Annotated in this window: 17 protein-coding genes; 15 read left to right on the top strand and 2 right to left on the bottom strand. The window is 46.5% G+C overall.

Annotated elements, in window-relative coordinates; translation table 11 throughout:
* Positions 1–54: 54 nt before the first annotated feature.
* The gene (locus EV213_RS16840) at positions 55–561 is read left to right on the top strand and encodes a DinB family protein (RefSeq protein ID WP_133581731.1); all 507 of its coding nucleotides are present in this window, start codon (positions 55–57) and stop codon (positions 559–561) included.
* A gap of 31 nt (positions 562–592) precedes the next feature.
* Positions 593–1483, top strand: a complete 891-nt coding sequence (locus tag EV213_RS16835) for a helix-turn-helix transcriptional regulator (protein WP_133581730.1) — start codon at positions 593–595, stop codon at positions 1481–1483.
* Between the two features lie 53 nt (positions 1484–1536).
* On the opposite strand, the gene yicI is transcribed toward EV213_RS16835, so the two are convergent.
* The gene (yicI, locus tag EV213_RS16830; protein ID WP_133581729.1) at positions 1537–3855 is read right to left on the bottom strand and encodes an alpha-xylosidase; all 2319 of its coding nucleotides are present in this window, start codon (positions 3853–3855) and stop codon (positions 1537–1539) included.
* Positions 3856–4085: 230 nt separating this feature from the next.
* Here yicI and EV213_RS16825 point away from each other — a divergent pair, with 230 nt between their 5' ends.
* The 3 genes from EV213_RS16825 to EV213_RS16815 all read left to right on the top strand — a co-directional run bounded on the left by EV213_RS16825 (position 4086) and on the right by EV213_RS16815 (position 8706).
* Positions 4086–5762: a glycoside hydrolase family 2 protein gene (locus tag EV213_RS16825; protein ID WP_133581728.1), complete on the top strand. Its 1677-nt coding sequence runs from the start codon at positions 4086–4088 to the stop codon at positions 5760–5762.
* A 257-nt stretch (positions 5763–6019) separates the two neighbouring features.
* On the top strand, positions 6020–6562 hold the full coding sequence (locus EV213_RS16820; protein ID WP_133581727.1) for an HAD family hydrolase: 543 nt from the start codon (positions 6020–6022) through the stop codon (positions 6560–6562).
* A gap of 56 nt (positions 6563–6618) precedes the next feature.
* Positions 6619–8706 (top strand): DNA topoisomerase III, encoded by a 2088-nt coding sequence (locus EV213_RS16815; RefSeq protein ID WP_133581726.1) that lies wholly within the window; start codon positions 6619–6621, stop codon positions 8704–8706.
* A gap of 71 nt (positions 8707–8777) precedes the next feature.
* Here EV213_RS16815 and EV213_RS16810 read toward each other — a convergent pair whose 3' ends face one another.
* Positions 8778–9782: a LacI family DNA-binding transcriptional regulator gene (locus EV213_RS16810; protein ID WP_133581725.1), complete on the bottom strand. Its 1005-nt coding sequence runs from the start codon at positions 9780–9782 to the stop codon at positions 8778–8780.
* A 172-nt stretch (positions 9783–9954) separates the two neighbouring features.
* On the opposite strand from EV213_RS16810, the gene EV213_RS16805 reads away from it, so the two are divergent.
* The 10 genes from EV213_RS16805 to EV213_RS16760 all read left to right on the top strand — a co-directional run bounded on the left by EV213_RS16805 (position 9955) and on the right by EV213_RS16760 (position 18160).
* Positions 9955–10785: an amidohydrolase family protein gene (locus tag EV213_RS16805; protein ID WP_166639371.1), complete on the top strand. Its 831-nt coding sequence runs from the start codon at positions 9955–9957 to the stop codon at positions 10783–10785.
* A gap of 16 nt (positions 10786–10801) precedes the next feature.
* Positions 10802–11134 (top strand): UxaA family hydrolase, encoded by a 333-nt coding sequence (locus EV213_RS16800; RefSeq protein ID WP_133581723.1) that lies wholly within the window; start codon positions 10802–10804, stop codon positions 11132–11134.
* Positions 11131–12291, top strand: a complete 1161-nt coding sequence (locus EV213_RS16795) for a UxaA family hydrolase (RefSeq protein WP_133581722.1) — start codon at positions 11131–11133, stop codon at positions 12289–12291. Before EV213_RS16800 ends, EV213_RS16795 begins: the two co-directional genes overlap by 4 nt.
* A gap of 15 nt (positions 12292–12306) precedes the next feature.
* Complete coding sequence (locus tag EV213_RS16790) at positions 12307–13104, top strand: SDR family NAD(P)-dependent oxidoreductase (RefSeq protein WP_133581721.1); 798 nt, start codon at positions 12307–12309, stop codon at positions 13102–13104.
* Between the two features lie 18 nt (positions 13105–13122).
* Positions 13123–13896: an SDR family NAD(P)-dependent oxidoreductase gene (locus tag EV213_RS16785; RefSeq protein WP_133581720.1), complete on the top strand. Its 774-nt coding sequence runs from the start codon at positions 13123–13125 to the stop codon at positions 13894–13896.
* Between the two features lie 36 nt (positions 13897–13932).
* Positions 13933–14829 carry a fumarylacetoacetate hydrolase family protein gene (locus tag EV213_RS16780; RefSeq protein WP_133581719.1) on the top strand — a complete coding sequence of 299 codons (897 nt, stop codon included), beginning with the start codon at positions 13933–13935 and terminating at the stop codon, positions 14827–14829.
* Between the two features lie 3 nt (positions 14830–14832).
* Entirely contained in the window at positions 14833–15255 is a 423-nt protein-coding gene (locus EV213_RS16775) for an RbsD/FucU family protein (protein WP_133581718.1), read from the top strand.
* 328 nt (positions 15256–15583) lie between these two features.
* Complete coding sequence (locus EV213_RS16770; RefSeq protein WP_133581717.1) at positions 15584–16546, top strand: aldose 1-epimerase; 963 nt, start codon at positions 15584–15586, stop codon at positions 16544–16546.
* Positions 16547–16569: 23 nt separating this feature from the next.
* Complete coding sequence (locus EV213_RS16765; protein ID WP_133581716.1) at positions 16570–17127, top strand: type 2 periplasmic-binding domain-containing protein; 558 nt, start codon at positions 16570–16572, stop codon at positions 17125–17127.
* Positions 17128–17200: 73 nt separating this feature from the next.
* Complete coding sequence (locus EV213_RS16760; RefSeq protein WP_133581715.1) at positions 17201–18160, top strand: alpha/beta fold hydrolase; 960 nt, start codon at positions 17201–17203, stop codon at positions 18158–18160.
* The last annotated feature ends 328 nt before the right edge of the window (positions 18161–18488 follow it).

The following is an 18488-nucleotide window of genomic DNA, read 5'->3' as shown; positions in this document are numbered from 1 at the left end:
CTAGCAGTTCGTATATAGTTGAGACAGGAACTGTTGAATAAAGGGATGGGTTGAATGGATAAACGTGATCTTCAAGGACCACAGCAGATGGCGCCGCAAGTAGGAGTGTTTTTTGCGATGATACATGAGAACTATCAAAGAATGTCATCATCGTTAGAGGGGGCTACTTTAGAAGAACTTGAGTATAAGGGGAGTGACAATGCACAGAACAGCATTGCCCAACTCGTTAGGCATTTGGCTTATATCGACCTTCGCTGGATCTACCGAATGAGAGGCGAATCGCTGCCAGCTTCTTCAGAGATTGCCTATGGACCGCTTTTGGTGAACAATGCCTTGCCTCCAGTTCAGGGGCAAACGCTTGATGTGTTGCTTGCCAAATACGATGCCGTCATGCAAATGCTGAAGGACACCTGTATTACGTTGACCGATCAGGAACTGCAAAGAGCCCTTCCTTTTGAACATAATGAGGCGACAATTCGGTGGGCACTTTGGCATATGGCGGACCACAATCGATATCATCAGGCACATATGAATTGTTTACGCGCGATGTATAAAGCGTAAAGGATAACGTACGAATTTAGGAGGTGGGGCGGTGGATCGCTATTATGATCGGATACCCATTGAAAATCGCCAGCATGGCAATCTCTCCTTCCCTGCCGCCCTGTACGAATGGAAATGGACATTAGAGGAGCGGTCAGTTGGCCTACACTGGCATAAGGAAGCTGAGTTTTTTTATGTAGAACAAGGGACGGCCAGGTTTCAGATAGGGAAGAACACCTTTTCTTTAAACGAGGGAGAGGCTGCCTTCGTCCATGGTGGGGAGGTGCATGCTGCTCATGAGGTAGGAGCGTCAGACTGCACCTTTTTTGCGTTTGTGTTTGATCTATCGCTTTTGCAAGGACTGCCCACGACCATCCATACCCAGTACATTGCCCCTTTGATTGCAGGGGAACGGACATTGCCAGCTCATATAACAAGCGACCTTCCGTACGGAAAAGCGGTTTTAAAGACACTAAGGAAGCTAAAAGCGGCTTTTGTTAATCAGGCTGACGGCTATGATCTGGAATGCACGGCGCATTTGATGTATGTGCTATCGCAAGTGGCAAAAGACGGAGGCTTTGTTCAGAGAGGGCATGCCAACGCTGAACAAGGCAAGCTTGAACAGTTAAAAGCAGTGATGCTGTTCATCGAGGAACAATTCGCTCGGCGCATTAAGCTATCTGAGCTTGCGGATATTGCGCATATGAGTGAAGCACATTTTTGCCGCTTTTTTAAGGCGATTGTGAAGCAAACGCCCATGCAATATGTCAATCATGTCCGTGTCCAGCATGCCGCCAATCTACTACGTACGACTGAGAGGAAGACACTTGCAGTCGCTATGGAATCTGGTTTTGAGAACCTCAGTTATTTCAATCGGAAATTTAAAGAAATGATGGGGGATTCGCCTGCAGAATACCGGCGTGGAAGCAGAACGAAACTTTAAAAGAAACCACGATCGCCCTTCGTCAAAAAGAGGGCCGATCGTGGTTTTTAAGCTTATAGTGTGATGCGAATAATGCCTGTTGCTTCGTTAGGCAATATACGGACGCCGTTCTCCGTATTTTCTACACGGCCGCCTTCAATGGAGGTGGTTTCATTGACAGTACGCAATAGCGCTGTCCAAGGCTTCGTGGCGCCATCCATTCTGAGCGTAAGTACCCCATCATTTTTCGTAAGGTGGAAGGTTCCTTCAAGTGTGTTTTCTGGAGCGTATACTTTCGCTTCAGTCACAGCGCCATCTTCGACCTCGAAAATGTGATAGGTAACGTTTTGAGCATAGTCATAATCCGGCTTCTCGGTATTTTCACCGATGGCTAAGACAGCATTCGGACGAACAAACAACGGGAGGCTGAAGTAATCATGTGTTTCGGACACCCAGCGACCGCCTTCGACAACCTCACCAGTCAGATAGTTGGTCCAACGCCCAGCTGGTAAATAGTAGTTTGCTACACTATTTTCGTTAAAGATCGGAGCGACAAGCAAATGCTCGCCAAGCATGTACTGCAAATCAACAGGGGCACAGTTCAAGTCCTCAGGAAACTCTAGCATCATCGCACGCATGGAAGGAAGACCATCGCTGGCAGCTTCGTGTGCTGTGCTGTATAAATACGGCATAAGCTGATGCTTCAGATGGGTGAAATGGCGCAACACATCGACGGCTTCATCACCGAACAACCACGGAACTCGGTAAGAGTTACTGCCATGCAGTCGGCTGTGCGAAGAGAGGAGACCAAATGCGACCCAGCGCTTGTAAATATCAGGTGGAGCGGTGCTTTCAAAGCCGCTAATGTCATGACTCCAGAAGCCAAAGCCTGACAAACCAAGAGAAAGACCTCCGCGAATTGATTCTGCCATAGACGGATAGTTTGCCGAGCAATCGCCGCCCCAATGAACAGGGAATTGCTGCCCTCCAGCTGTTGCAGAACGGGCAAACAAGACGGCTTCGTTTACACCCTTCGTTTCTTTGAGGACATCAAACACCGCTTTGTTGTAAAGCTGTGTATAGTAATTGTGCATTTTGACTGGGTCTGAGCCATCCGCATACACAACGTCTGTTGGGATGCGTTCTCCAAAGTCTGTCTTAAAGGCGTCTACACCCATATCCACAAGTGCTTTTAGCTTATCTTGGTACCATGCGACTGCATCAGGATTCGTGAAATCGACGAGTCCCATGCCCGCTTGCCACATGTCCCATTGCCAAACGTCGCCATTTTCACGCTTCAGCAAGTAGCCATTTTCCGCACCCTCCGCAAATAAAGGTGATTTTTGTGCGATATATGGATTGATCCAGACGCAAATGCGCAAGCCTTTGTCCTTCAGTCGAGTAAGCATCCCTTTTGGATCAGGGAAAACGTCTTTGTCCCACTCGAAATCACACCACTGATATTCTTTCATCCAGAAGCAATCAAAGTGAAAAACGCTAAGAGGAAGGTCACGCTCTGCCATGCCGTCAATGAAGCTTGTTACGGTTTCTTCATCATAGTCAGTTGTAAATGACGTCGACAACCAAAGACCGAACGACCATGCTGGAGGAAGGGCTGGTGTTCCCGTTAGCGCTGTGTAGTTCGATAACGCTGCTTTAGGTGATCCACCGGCAATAATAAAGTAATCAAGCGACTCCCCTTCGACACTAAATTGACTTTTTGAGACGGTTTCAGAAGCCAATTCATAGGACACGTTTTCGGGATGATTGACGAACACGCCATAGCCCTGATTTGACAAATAGAAAGGGATGTTCTTGTATGCTTGTTCACTACTTGTTCCGCCATCCTCATTCCAAATATCAACGCTTTGCCCGTTTTTCACAAACGGTGTGAAACGCTCGCCAAGCCCGTAAAGTGATTCTTGGACGCCAATATCAAGCTGTTCACGCATATAGGTTTTGCCTTCAGGACCTTGAATGTGAGCAAGCCCTTTATGCCCTGTTCCTGTTAGGCGGTTTTCACCATCAAAAAAGGAAACATCCCATGCGCTCCCTTTTTGAATACGGACACTGGCATTGCCGCTTTTCAAGGAAAGATAGTTTTCATTGTCTTCGATAATAGGAGAGACCTCTTGTGTCGAAAGCTCGAAATGAGGTCCAATGTCCTTTTTGCCAGCATGTCGGCTTGCTTGTACACGAATGACATCAGGCATCGGTGAGCTGAACCGAAGGGTTAACAGTGTCGCATTTAACGTTTGTCCTTTTGATTGCACCCGAGTCGTTGCTACATAAACTCTAATACTTTGATCGTCTAATTGCACATCACGAATCTCCATCGGATGCTGCATCGAGAACCCTTCACGGATTCCCCAATAACCGTCAGTAAATTTCATGCCGATCCACCTCTTTACTTGTGATATGATCATTGTAAGATATGAAAGCGTTTTTATCTGTGTTTTTTTTGCTTGATTTGAACACAATTTTGCTCTTTGAAAGGTTCATCGTCCGTCGTGTCGTAGCATCCTGTGAAGTCAGAATAATGGATTTGATCAAAAAATATGAAGTGAGGTGAAGCTGCTCCGTCGTTCTGAGATCTATAAAGGATGACCAAGCAGCAAGAAGTATGCTGAGATTGTTTGAGACAAATGATGTTCGACAGGTAAAAGAGCTTGGTGGAAACTGGTCATTCACAAAGTTGACTACTATGGATGAAACGCCAAACGAGTGGCCTTATTTGCTTCCAGTGCCTGGATGCTGGGAAATCCATCCAGAGTTACATAATTATCGTGGTATCGGAGCGTTTCGCAAAGAATTTCACTTAAGTGAACGTACGAATGTCCGACTTGTATTTAAAGGTGTGAGCCATACAGCACACGTGTTTGTCGATGGCAAGAAAGTTGGACAACATTACAATGCGTATACCGCCTTTTCAGCAGTGGTCCCAAACCTCGAGTCAGGCACTCATGAACTGACCGTACTTGTGGACAACTCATTTAATGAAGCCTCCGCATTGCACGTGCCAAACGATTATTATACTTACGGCGGTCTTATCCGACCGGTTGCCGTTGAAGAGGTTGCAGACCAGTTTATTGAACGTATGAACTGCACGCCTGTATTTGCGCAGGGGCAGTGGGCATTAGAAGTATCTGTGACGGTTCAAAACATTCAAGAGGAAATCTCAGGAAAAATAGAGCTGAATCTCCAACAACATCAGGCGATTATTGACGGCGCAGAATTCAGTAGGCACGGGGAGACGACACTTATGACAACACTTCACGTCCCCGATGCACAGCCTTGGGCACCAGAGCAGCCGCACTTGTATAAAGTAAGTGCTCGTCTGTTTATCGGGGGTGAAGACACTCCAGTGGATGATCTGATTGAGCGTGTTGGCTTCCGTACCGTCGCGACGCACGGCGAGCAAATACTCCTGAATGGCGAACCGTTGACAATCAAAGGATTCAATCGTCACGAGGATCATCCTATGTCAGGAGCCGCATTGCCACCGGATTTACAGGCTTATGATGTCATGTTAATGAAGGAAGCTGGGGCAAACAGTGTACGTACGAGCCACTATCCAAATGATGAGCGCTTTCTGGATCTCTGTGATGAACACGGTCTCGTCGTCTGGGAGGAAAATCATGCTCGGGGGCTAAGCCTGGAGCAAATGCAACATCCCGAATTTGAAAAACAATGCGAGCAGGTCAATGCCGAAATGGTTTTGCAGCATGGCAATCACCCAAGCATCATTATGTGGGGGATATTGAACGAATGCGCAAGCAACACCGAAGAAGGCAAAGCCATGTACAAAAAACAGTTTGAGCAGCTAAGGGCATTGGATAGCTCTAGACCTCTGACGTTTGCGTCGCATCATCGCCAGCACGAGATTTGCTTCGACCTTGCTGACATCGTATCGTTTAATCTTTATCCACAATGGTATACCGATGAAGACCCAGGAGAATTGGCAGAAGAGGCGAAGAAATGGGCTGAAGCGAGCGGAGGAAAAGACAAACCAATCATAATGAGCGAATTTGGCGGAGACGGCTTTTACGGACATCGTTCGCCAACGAATGTGAAAGGCACAGAAGACCGACAAGCAGAGATCATTCGGCGGAACATTGAAGCGTACAAAAGCAAGCCCTTTATCTCGGGCATGTACATTTGGCAATTTTGTGATTGTCGCGTGACCGACGAAGAATGGGCATTGCGACGGTCAATCACCCAAAACTCCAAAGGCATCGTGGATGGGTATCGTCGACCAAAGCTTGCCTATGCAACGGTGAAGGAACTGTATTCTTCTTAAAGACGGAAAGCGTGCTGAGGCACGCTTTATTTTTGTATGTGCGAGAATTTCGTAGGGCAAAAATTTCTTTTCAGTGGGTTTTGCGAATGAACGTGCACGAAAAGACATTCAAATATCCTCAAAATCGTATGTCGTACTCGGAAAGCTGAATGTTCAATAAAAAGGTTGTCATTTTCTAGATGCTAGAGTAAACTATGTGAAAAGTAAGCGCTTACCTTTATAGTAGATTAAAATCAAGAAGGGGAAGAGGGAGAATAATGACAGACGATACGCTGATCGTGTTTATTGATTGTGGAGATACAATTATTGACGAATCTACAGAGGTACGAGACGACAGAGGCATTGTGCAGAAAGCAGACGTTATTCCAGGCGCAGATAAAGCGATAAAGGCCATAAAAGAAGCAGGATATCCAATAGTGATGGTCGCTGATGGCGAGGCGTTGTCATTTTTCAACATGATGCACGACCATGGGCTATATGATTGCTTTGATGCGATGATTTACTCGGAAAATGTGAAAGCAAGAAAACCAGATCCAAGAATGTTTAAGGCCGCTTGGGGCGCGGTGAATGCGTCACCAGAGGATGCTTGGAGGACGGTAATGATAGGCAACAATCTCGCACGTGACGTAAAGGGCGCCAATGCCTTAGGAATTCATAGCATTTTCCTAGATTGGTCTCCTCGTTATCCGAAGGTTGCTGCAGATGCGTCTGAACAGCCGAACTCCACGATTCATACACCGTCAGAGCTGTTACCTCTATTAAATCAATTGCAGCAGCAATTGCTAGCGAGCAGTCGCTAGATGTCATTGGTTTCCCTTCGCACGTTACGTTATAATGAGGGCTGGAGGGAATGGACATGAAAAAACTAGTACTTGCTGAAAAGCCGAGCGTAGCGAAGGAACTGGCTCGCGTGCTTGGCTGTAAACAATCACATAAACAATACATTGAAGGACCGCAATATGTCGTTACATGGGCATTCGGTCATTTGGTTGAACTTAAAACCCCTGAGGATTATGACAAACGCTATCAAACGTGGCGATTAGAAGACTTGCCAATTATGCCAAAGGAAATGAAGAAAAAGATTATTCCGGGAACGAAGGGGCAGTTCTACGCAATCAAAAAATTGGCTGAGCGGAAAGACTTAAACGAGCTTATTATCGCAACGGATGCAGGTCGCGAAGGGGAGCTTGTCGCGCGGTGGATTATGGAACAGGTTCATTGGAAGAAACCGTTTAAACGCTTATGGATTTCTTCGCAAACGGACAGTGCGATTAAACAAGGATTCAAACAGCTAAAGGATGGTCGGGAATTTGACCGTTTGTATCAATCGGCTGTATGTCGTTCAGAAGCGGACTGGTTAATTGGGCTCAACATTTCACGTGCGTTAACGACAAAATACGAAGAACCTTTGTCTGCTGGACGTGTGCAGACGCCAACGCTTGCTGCGGTGCATGAGCGGGATATGGCCATCCAGCAATTCACTCCGCGTGACTACTGGACGGTTCAAGCGACCGTTGGTTCTGCAGAAGCGCAGTGGGCGGGTGACAAAGGGCCGCGATTGTTTGATAAAGCAAAGGCAGAAGCGATTCAAAATGAACTCACTGATGGGAAAGCGAAAGTCGTTGCTGTCGACAAAAAGACGAAAACCGAGCAGCCGCCGTTGCCTTATGACTTGACTGAGCTTCAGAGAGACGCCAACCAACGCTTTAACTATTCAGCGAAGAAAACGCTCAACGTGCTCCAAGGTTTGTATGAACGACATAAGGTCGTTACGTATCCGAGAACGGATTCAAAATACCTTTCATCAGATTTAGTGCCTACACTTGCAGGCAAGCTCAAGCAGCTGGAGGGACATTACAAAGATGAGGTGCGGCCAGTTGTCAAACAAGCCAACATAGCGAAGCATGCCGTCAATAATGCGAAGGTGTCTGATCACCACGCCATCATTGTCACAGAAGAGCGAGCCAATTTGTCAGCGTTTCAACAGGATGAACGCAACATTTACGACTTAATTGCACGTCGGTTTATTGCGCTTTTCCACGCCCCAGCAACAACAGCCACCGTCCAGGCGACGCTTTCTGTTGGCAACCACACGTTAAAAGCAGCGGGTCGAAAAGAAATGAATGCAGGCTTTAAGACCGTGTTACGTAGACAGGATGCAAATGAGGAAGAGAACCCGGGTCTTGCGAAGTTGACGAAAGGGGAAACCGTCACTATTAGCCAAGTGCGTATGAAATCTGGCAAGACAGAGGCACCGAAAAAATTAAACGAAGCGGATCTGCTCGCTTCAATGGATAAATTCGGGCTCGGTACCCCGGCGACGAGAGCCGACATTATTGAAAAGCTGTTAAAAAGTGATTCAATGGAGCTTATTAATCATCGCCTTAGTGTGACGAAAAAAGGGAAGCAGCTTCTTGAACTCGTGGATGATGAGCTTACTTCACCAGAGCTTACGGCGAAATGGGAAAAAGAGCTCGAAGCGATTGCAAAGGGAAATGGCAATGCCAAGGCCTTTATCGCCAATATTCGTGAGAAGACGACGACGTTAGTGAGCAATGTTCGCCAGAGTGAGAAAACGTATACGGCGCATAACCTGACGGGCTCAAAATGTCCGGAATGTGACTCGTTTCTTAAAGAACGGAATGGGCGAAACGGGAAGGTGCTTGTTTGCTCTAGCCGGGAATGTTCGTATCGTCGACAGAAAGACCCTGTTTTGTCCAACCGTCGCTGTCCACAATGTAAAAAGAAAATGGAAATGCATGATGGAAAAGCGGGTCTGTATTTTCAGTGCAAGCGATGCAATGTGGTGGAAAAGGCAGACGACAAAAAATCGAAGGTGAACAAGCGTGAGGAGAAAAAGCTCCTGAATCAATACAAAAAAGAGGAGCCAATTGGAAACAGTCTCGCAGATGCGCTTAAGCAGGCGATGAAAGATAAAGATTGACGTTTGTGAACATACCGATGCCCGGGACATAAGAATGTTATGTTCTGGGCATCATTTTTTAGCTGCTCATTCTAGACAACCGTCGATGCTCTAATGTGCAAGGTGACATCCATGACGTCTTGTCGTCGTGAACTTGCTGCCTTGTCTTCAACTTGTTCAAGGGTGTACTTTGCGGCTTGTTGCCCCATTGCATAAGCAGGTTGAGCAACGGTTGTGAAAAATGGCTGAACGTAAGTGGGCAGTTGGAATTCATCGAAGCAAGCGACTGCCATGTCCTCTGGAACGGAAAGCCCGTGCTTATGTAAATCCTGCATGAGAATATCAGCGATAAAATTGTTGGCTGCTATGATAGCCGTTGGTCTCGTATTTTCCGGTAAAGATAAAAAGGAGGGCTGTCGTGCACTTTTCCCGGGTTGAAAGTGACTTTCACTGATATATTGTGGGTTAAGAGCAATTCCGTGGGACGCCAAAGAAGCTTCATAGCTATTGAAGCGAAGACGTGCTGTCGAAATATGCATCGGTGCATTAATAAACCCGATGCGTTCGTGTCCTTGCTGTACTAAATGATCTATGAGGAGCTGTAAGCCCTTTTCACTATCGCCCACAACGGATTCACAATCAATGCCATCAATGCGACGATCAAGCAAAGTGAATGGAATGTTTGCTTGCTGTAAAGAGTGGAGGCTCTCAGTAGAATAATCTCCAGTTGGAACGATGACAGCACCGTCCACTCGCTTTGAAATAAGCGCCTTTATATAGGCAGCTTCTTTTTTTATGTCTTCGTCTGTATTGCAAAGCATAAGCTGGTAGCCTGATGCATGTGCCATATCCTCTGCCCCGCGTGCAATCTGCGTGAAAAAGGGATTCATAATGTCTGTGACCAGCAAGGCCAGCATTTTCATATGCTTTGACTGCAGGCTTCGGGCAATGTCGTTTGGTACATAGTGCAGCTTGGCGATGGCAGCTTCTACCTTTTGCTGCGTTGAAATACTGACGTTGCCTTTATTATTGATGACACGAGAGACTGTCATCGGTGACACTTGTGCTATTTTTGCAATATCGTATATCGTGGCCATAGTCTTTGCTCCTCAAAGCTTCTTGATTTTAGTATACATTTTAATTGAAAAGATGAAAAACAACCCAAGGAAAAGATTGACGACTAAACTGGGGAAATGCTAAGGTAATGTTACCGATAACATATCAGAAAATAATGTCTTTTGTAAAGGTGATCAAGAGGAGGACTTCACAGTGATCATTGACAGTCATCAGCATTTTTGGGCGTTGTCTCGTGATGGCTTTGCTTGGCCAACGAGCGATCTCCCTGTTTTATTTAGAAATTACCTTCCAGAGGATTATGAACCATTTTTAGTTGACCACGGCATAGAAGGGACTGTGCTTATTCAATCAGCACCTAATGTTGAAGAAACACGCTACCTTTTCACCCTCGCAGATAAATATGCGTGGATCAAAGGGGTCGTTGGTTGGCTTGACTTTACGGCGGAGGACTTCTCAGACCAGCTCGATGAACTCGCGCGTCACCCTAAACTAATTGGCTTTAGACCAATGCTGCAAAGCCTGCCAGATGAGTGGGTGCTTCAGGATCGGGTGCTACAAAATCTCGGAACCGTTCAAACACAAGATCTGACGATTGATCTTCTCATTACGCATAACCAGTTGCCAGCGGTGCTTCAGATGATGAAGGTGCATCCAACACTTCATGCTGTGTTAGATCACTTTGGCAAGCCTGACATCAAAGGCCATCAGTACGATCCTTGGATGGATCAAATGAAAGCGCTGTCCGAATATCCCAATGTACATGTGAAGCTTTCAGGCTTAGTCACAGAAGCCGACCATCATTCATGGAAGCCGGATGACGTTCAGCGGTACATTGAGCACGTCCATGCTTGTTTTGGAAGTGAGCGCATGATGTTCGGTAGTGACTGGCCGGTGTGCCGACTTGCTGCATCCTACGAGCAAGTTTTAACGCTTGCAACAAATGGTCTAAAAAAGCTGGAACTCACCAAAGAAGAACGACAGGCTATTTTTCATGACAACGCCTGTCGCTTTTACAAACTCTAAAGAAGGAGCTGAACCAATGGCGACGTATGAGTACAACGATTCGCTCGTATTTATTGTCATGGATGTGACAGACAATGTGGCGACATCCCTCCGACGAGTCTCGAAAGGGGAAAAGGTCGTCGTGCAAAGGGGAACGGAGACCCTTGAGCTCATCGTTCAAATGGATATTCCGTCTGGTCATAAAATCGCACTACAGCCTATTGCTCAAGGAGCGAATGTATTGAAATATGGCGAAGCGATTGGAGCCGCAACGACAAGCATCGCCTTAGGAGAACATGTGCATGTTCATAATATCGAAGGCATTCGCGGACGTGGGGATAAATCGAAAGAGGAGGAGGTGTCGCAATGAGAACGATTCAAGGGTATCGTCGTCCGAACGGTCAGCTTGGGATTCGCAATCATTTGCTGATTATCCCAACGGTTGTGTGCGCAAATCAGGTGGCAAATCGCATCCAGCAGCAAGTGACTGGAGCTATATCGATTCCCCATCAGCACGGCTGTAGTCAAGTTGGCGATGACATTAAACGTACGCATCGGATGCTTGTTGGTATGGGGCAGAATCCGAATGTTGGCGCGGTATTAATCGTCAGTCTTGGCTGTGAGGGAATTGACGCACGCCAAGTGAAAAAAGAGATTGAATCGACAGGGAAACTAGCTGAGTGGATTGATATTCAGGATGTTGGAGGCTCTATAAAAACGATCCAGGCAGGCGTTGAGGCTGCGCAGAAGCTCCAAATCATGCTGCAACAGCAAACGCTTGTGGAGGCAGATGCTTCCGAACTGATTATCGGTGTGAAATGTGGCGGTTCAGATGCAACTTCGGGCCTTTGCAGCAACCCAGCTCTTGGCAAAGCCGCTGACCTCATTGTGTCTCACCAAGGCACGATTGTGATGGGAGAAACGACTGAAATTATTGGCGCAGAGCACCTTGTCGCTGAGAAAGCGATCAATGAAGACGTGAAGCAGCAGCTCTACGACGCAGTCCATCGTTTTGAAGCAGAAATTGATCGCATGGGCGTTGATATGCGTGGTGGCAACCCGAGCCCAGGGAATATTGAAGGCGGGTTATCGACGATTGAGGAGAAGTCATTGGGCTGCATTTCCAAAGCGGGTGCATCTATGCTTCAAGGCGTTACACAGTATGCGGAGCCAATACCAGGCAAGGGCTATTACTTTATGGATTCTCCTGGAAACGACATTGAATGTGTGTCAGGCATGGCTGCGGCAGGCGTTCATATCGTCTGCTTCACGACGGGTCGTGGCACACCAACAGGAAATGCCGTATTGCCAGTTATCAAGATTACTGGCAATGGTGAGACAGCGAAGAAGATGGAAGACAATATTGATGTCGATTCAAGTCCAGTGCTCGTAGGAAAGCAAACACTTGAAGAAGCGGGGCGGACGATTTTTGAGGAAATTCTCGCGGTGGCGTCTGGCAAAGAAACGAAAGCAGAAATTCTTGGTCATGCGGAATTTAGCATTAATCGTATCGGAATCAGCTTATAGAATGGAGTGAATCATATGCAACGATTAAAGGACAATATCGCGCTTGTGACGGGGGGCAGTCGCGGCATTGGAGCAGCGATTGCCAAACGGTTAGGAGAGGAAGGCGCACATGTAGCGATTAATTTTCCTTTTGAAGGTCAAAAGGATGAAGCTGAACAGTTGGCTAAGGATATCCAGGGCGAATATGGTGTTCAAGCGATTGCAGTGCAAGCCGATGTGAGTCAAAAAGCACAGGTGGATCAAATGTTCGCTGACATCGAACGGGCACTAGGGAATGTCAGCATCCTCGTCAACAATGCCGGCATTGCCCCATTTGAATCGTTTTTGAACCTAAGTGAGGAACTGTGGGATAAAACATTTGATACAAATGTAAAATCGGTGTTTTTGACTTCCCAACGCGCCGCGAAAGCGATGATTGATGGACGTCGTGGCAAGATCGTCAACATTGCGTCCACAGCCAGTCTTGTTGTAACCAGTCCCGTCATTCCGCATTATATTGCCTCAAAAGCGGCTGTTCACCAGCTGACAAAGGCCCTCGCCATAGAGCTTGGGAAGTACCAAATCAATGTTAATGCAGTTGGACCAAGCACGACAGAGACGGATATGTGTACGGATTACTTAGCGGATGACCGTATTTATCAACAAGAGGTTGAAGCGAATCCAATGAAACGCCTTGGAACGACAAAGCAAATCGCGGATGCTGTTGTTTTCTTAGCTTCTGAGGAAGCGATGCAAGTCAATGGTCATCTGTTAATGGTGGACGGGGGACTAACCGTAAAAGCTGCACAACCAGAAGATCATCTAGATCATTAAGGAAAGGGGGAGAGCGTCATGCGATTGCAGAAGAAAACGGTCCTCATTACCGGAGCAGGTTCTGGGATTGGACGCAGTACAGCTCATTTGTTTGCTCAAGAGGGAGCTCTTGTGATTGTGAATGACATTATGGAAGCCAACGGACAGGAAACGGTGAATCAGATTCAGGCAGATGGTGGTCAGGCGGTCTTTATGAAGGCGGATGTCACGTCTCCAGGTGACATGAAAGCCATGGCAGCAAAAGCTGTTGAACGCTTCGGCGCAATTGACGTATTATTTAACAATGCCGGCATCAGCAATGTTGGTCAATTACATGAAGTGGACCCCGACGTTTGGGACAAAGTAATGAACGTCAATGTCAAAGGCGTCTATTTGACGTCCAAATATGTGCTGCCCTATATGATGGAGCGAAAGCAAGGAACGATTATCAACATGTCCTCTTGTGCAGCAGAAATGGGACTTCAGGCACGTGCTCTGTACTCAGCGACAAAAGGCGCCATTCTTGCATTAACTAAAGCGATGCAAGTCGATTATGCACCATACAATATCCGGGTAAATGCACTTCTCCCAGGCACTATTTTCACACCGTTCGTAGAAAACTATTTGAAAACGTCCTATGACAATCCTGATGAAGCCATTGCCAATATTAAAAAGCGTCAGCTAAGTGGCGACCTTGGAAAACCTGAAGATGTGGCGAAAGCGGCCCTGTTTTTGGCATCAGACGAATCCAGCTTTATGATGGGATCGCCACTTTATATTGACGGCGGTGTCGTGTTCGGAAAAAATGCATAAAACGTCCACTGGGCGAAAAAGAGGAGAGAAAAAGATATGAAGCTATTTACATACGACCACCAAGAGAAGCTGAAGCTTGGCGTGCAAACAGAGAAGGGATTTTTAGCGATTGCAGACACGCAACAAAAAGGATCATTGCCTGAAGTGCCAACAGACATTATGGAAGTGATTAATGGCGGCACTAAAGCCCTCGAGCAGCTAGGTGACTTCATACAACAGGCAGAGCAAAACAATGCGACTGTTTATTTAGATGAGGATGCCATTGCATGGGGACCCTGTGTCACCCAACCTCAAAAGATCATTTGTGTGGGCTTGAACTACCGCCGCCATGCAGATGAAACGAATGCACCTTACCCGGAAACGCCAATTCTATTTAATAAATTCAACAATACGTTGGCAGGGCACAAGGAAGAGATTCCTGTGCCTGAAGTGACAGACAAGCTTGATTATGAAGTAGAGCTTGGTGTTGTCATTGGACAAAAAACAAAAAATAGCTCTGAAGAGGACGCATTGTCGAAGGTGTTTGGCTATTTTACAGCAAATGACCTGTCTGCGCGTGATCTGCAAATGCGAACACCGCAATGGTTGCTCGGCAAAACCTGTGACAAATTCAGCCCGATTGGACCTGTCGTTGTCACGGCCGATGAAATAAAGGATCCTCAAAACCTGACATTAAAAACAGTCGTCAATGGCGAGGTCCGCCAAAATTCGAACACATCGGATATGATTTTTACAATCAAAGAAATTGTCAGCTACATTTCAAAGCATATGACGCTTGAGCCTGGGGATTTAATTCTCACGGGAACACCTGAGGGAGTTGTGCTTGGCGCACCAGAAGCAGAGCAGGTGTACTTGCAGCCAGGAGATACAGTGGATATTGAAATCGAGCATGTGGGCAGCCTGTCCAATACCTTTATCAAAGAGCGAGCGTAGGCCATGTTAAGAGGAATACCCGCTATTTTGTCACCGGAGCTCATCAAATGTTTAATGGAAATGGGACATGGCGACGAGATTGTGCTCGCTGATCGTAATTTTCCGGCAAAAACCCATGCAAAAAGGCTTGTTCGCAGTGACGGCCACGGCATCATTCATCTCCTGAAAGCGATCTTGCCCTTTTTTCCACTGGATACGTATGCCAACAAAACGTCCGTCGCTGTGATGGATGTCGTGGGAAACGATCCGACGCCAGAGATTTGGGACGCCTATCAACAACTGACCTCCCCATTCAGTCTGCAAAAAGTGGAGCGCTTCGCTTTTTACGAGCGTGCCAAACAGTCCTACGGAATTGTTGCGACAGGAGAAGCCGCTCCTTATGGAAACATTATTTTGAAAAAAGGCGTCATTGTTGATGAGCTTTAATGCCAAAAAGCGCGATCTGTCTTTAGGGACAGGCTGCGCTTTTTAGTTGGTGTGTGGATGCAAAAAAACGATGAAAAGACGTTATGATGAGAGCGCTCTGAAAACTATCAATTTTTCTAATCAGATAATTTCATAACCAAAGAGTCGGGTGAAGTCAAAATGTACATCTATGTAAAGCCTTCACGTTATATACTAGTGGAACATGACATATGTCTGATCTCTTAGACAAGTGCCCTGGCACTCTATGAAACTTCTGTTTTCCAAAGGCGCTCAAAGTGAGTTATAATGTCAAAAGAAAGAAAAATCAGTGAAAGTTAGGGGATTGACTATGCACCAGACGAGTACAGAACAGTATTTCGGCGTCGATGCCGTACGAGCAAAAAGTGATGCGCTTACAATTACGGTTGTTCCGAAGTGGGGAAGCAATTTAATCTCTATTAGACATAATGCAACGGACTACCCGATTCTGCGTGAACCTGAGTCACTGCAACAATACGAGGAAAGGCCGATGCTTTATGGAACGCCAGTGTTGTTTCCACCAAATCGCTTAGCGGATGGGAAGCTCCATTTTCGTGATCGTACGTATGACTTTGACTTAACGGAGCCTGACAGGAACAATCATATTCATGGACTTGTACACAATCAACCGTTCCGTCTTGTGTCTCATAAAGCGGATGATCATGGCGCTGAAATTATCACCGAGTATAGATCGGCAGAAGACGGCTACGCTATGCGTCAGTTTCCTCATGATTTTCGACTGCGTTTAATTTATCGACTACAAAACGCGGCACTTACAGTCACAGCTGAGGTTGAGAATCTTGGGGCCGAAGCCTTTCCATGGGGACTTGGCTATCATACGACCTTTACGCATGAAACCGGAGAAGATTCCTTTAAGCTTACCGTTGATAAAAAATGGGAGCTTGATGCGACACGGTTGTTGCCAACAGAAAAATGGGAGGACTTCGATGCGGCGAAATGGCAAGAGGGATTTTCGCTAAAGAACGTCGCCCTTGATGATGCGTTTTACAATGGACAAGCGAAAGAGCGCAACCAAATGGTTCTTGATAGCAAAAAGGCGCCTGTTCAAATTACATATGGTGCCGATGAAAACTTTTTGCATTGGGTCATATACACAGGAACTGGTGATCTTGGGTTTGTGTGTCCAGAACCATACACATGGATCACAAACGCACCAAACTTGAAGATAGGTGAGGGAGTCACTGGTGTGCAGGTACTCCAGCCCTCAGAGAAGAAAGCCGTTTCAACAACGATTCAAATTGCAGATAAATAAGCCTTTATGGAGTGAAAACGGTTATGCGACGAAAAAGATTGCATCTCATTATTGCATGTCTGACCATTTTTATCTTAGCCTCATGTGTGTCTGAGGATACGAGCTCTGAGGTTGTTGTCCAAATTCACGAGATGATGCCAACTGAAGCGACAGAACAGGTTCAGTCCTTCTTAGAAGAAAGTGCTGCCGCAGAGGGAGCAGAAGACACGAACATTGAAGTGCAGGTTTTCCCTTTTAATGCACAAAAAATCACTGTTGAGATTGGCGCCAACCGTGTCGTTGACGTGATCATTGCAAATGAAGACTATTTGTCGAACTTACTCAATCAAGGCGGTCTTGTTAGTCTTGATGATTTGTATGAAGGGGAAGAGCCACCGGAGGGGTGGGCGCCTTACGTGCGCGAGGATCCTGAAACAAACGAATCGCATTTGTTTGGCGTTCCCTTAACAAAAGACTCTGCCGTGTTTAAGGAGCTCGGACTGACACCTGGGAATCCACTCTTAGCCATCATCCCACAGTTCACTAACCATCCTGAAGATGCGAAAATGCTCCTGAAAGCTATGGCAGAGCCAGTAGAGTAATACTATATAAAAATGAAACAGAGAATTTGAGGGGAGGATGCCGTTGTCAATAAGAGGAGCAACGGCGTGACAGATGCCATTAATCGATATGCCATTAGAGGCCTTATATCAATATCAAGGACGTAATCCAAAACCGGGGGATTTTGACGAGTATTGGGAGCAGGCACTTAAAGAGCTTGATGGTACAGCATCAGATGTTGAGTTGGTGCCAAGTGAGTTTAATGTCCCAAATGCAGAATGCTTTGACCTTTACTTTACAGGTGTTAAAGGGGCAAGAATTCATGCGAAATATGTTCGCCCTACAAATGTCAAAGGCACTCATCCCGCGGTGGTGAAATTTCACGGGTATACGGGAAATGCTGGAGATTGGACAACCCTGTTGAGTCTTGCATCGATTGGCTATTCTGCCTTTGCCTTAGATTGTCGCGGGCAAGGGGGCTCATCAGAGGACGTTGGCGGCGTAAAAGGAACGACCTTTCACGGGCATATTATTCGAGGGCTTGATGGTTCGCCAGAGGATCTTCTCTTCCGGCAAATTTACTTAGACACTGTTCAATTAACACGGATTGCCATGCAAATGGAGGAAGTCGACGAAACCCGCGTTGGAGTCCAAGGAGGATCACAAGGAGGCGGGTTGGCATTAGCTTGTGCGTCACTTGAGCCTCGGGTGAAAAAAGTGGTTTCAGTCTACCCGTTCTTAAGCGATTACTTACGTGTTTGGGAAATGGACCTTGCGAAAAACGCCTATGAGGAAATTCGCTCTTACTTTCGACGACATGACCCACAGCATGCAACTAGAGACAAGACGTTTACTACATTGGGCTATATTGATGTACAGCATCTGGCTAGCCGTATCAAAGGGGATGTCCTCATGGCAGTAGGGATGATGGATGCTGTCTGCCCGCCGTCCACTCAATTTGCTACCTATAACAAAATCAAAGCGACAAAATCATTGGAAATTTATCCGGATTTCGCGCATGAGAGTCTGCCTGGTATTGATGACAAAGCGCTCCAATTTTTAGCACAGCTTTAATAGAGGATTAAATCATGCTAGTGCCCTCTCAGGTAACGTAAATCTTATTTTATTCAGGATGAGCTATGGTTCTTGTTTTCGCACAAGTTAACTGCTGGAAAACATTTTCTATAGGCAAACTGCTATACGTTCGCTTTCACTCTAAAGGGTACCAGTGCAACATCGACTCGAAAAGACCTCTTCGTGTTTTCTTTTCACCCTACAGGTACAAGGGCAACATCGACTCGAAAAGACCTCGTCGTGTTTTCTTTTCACCCTACGGGCACAAGTGCAACATCGACTCGAAAAGACCTCGTCGTGTTTTCTTTTCACCCTACGGGCACAAGTG

It is taken from the genome of Aureibacillus halotolerans, from assembly GCF_004363045.1.
GTDB lineage: Bacteria > Bacillota > Bacilli > Bacillales > DSM-28697 > Aureibacillus > Aureibacillus halotolerans.
Note: the sequence above shows the minus strand (reverse complement) of the source record. Positions and strands in the feature narration are given on the sequence as shown.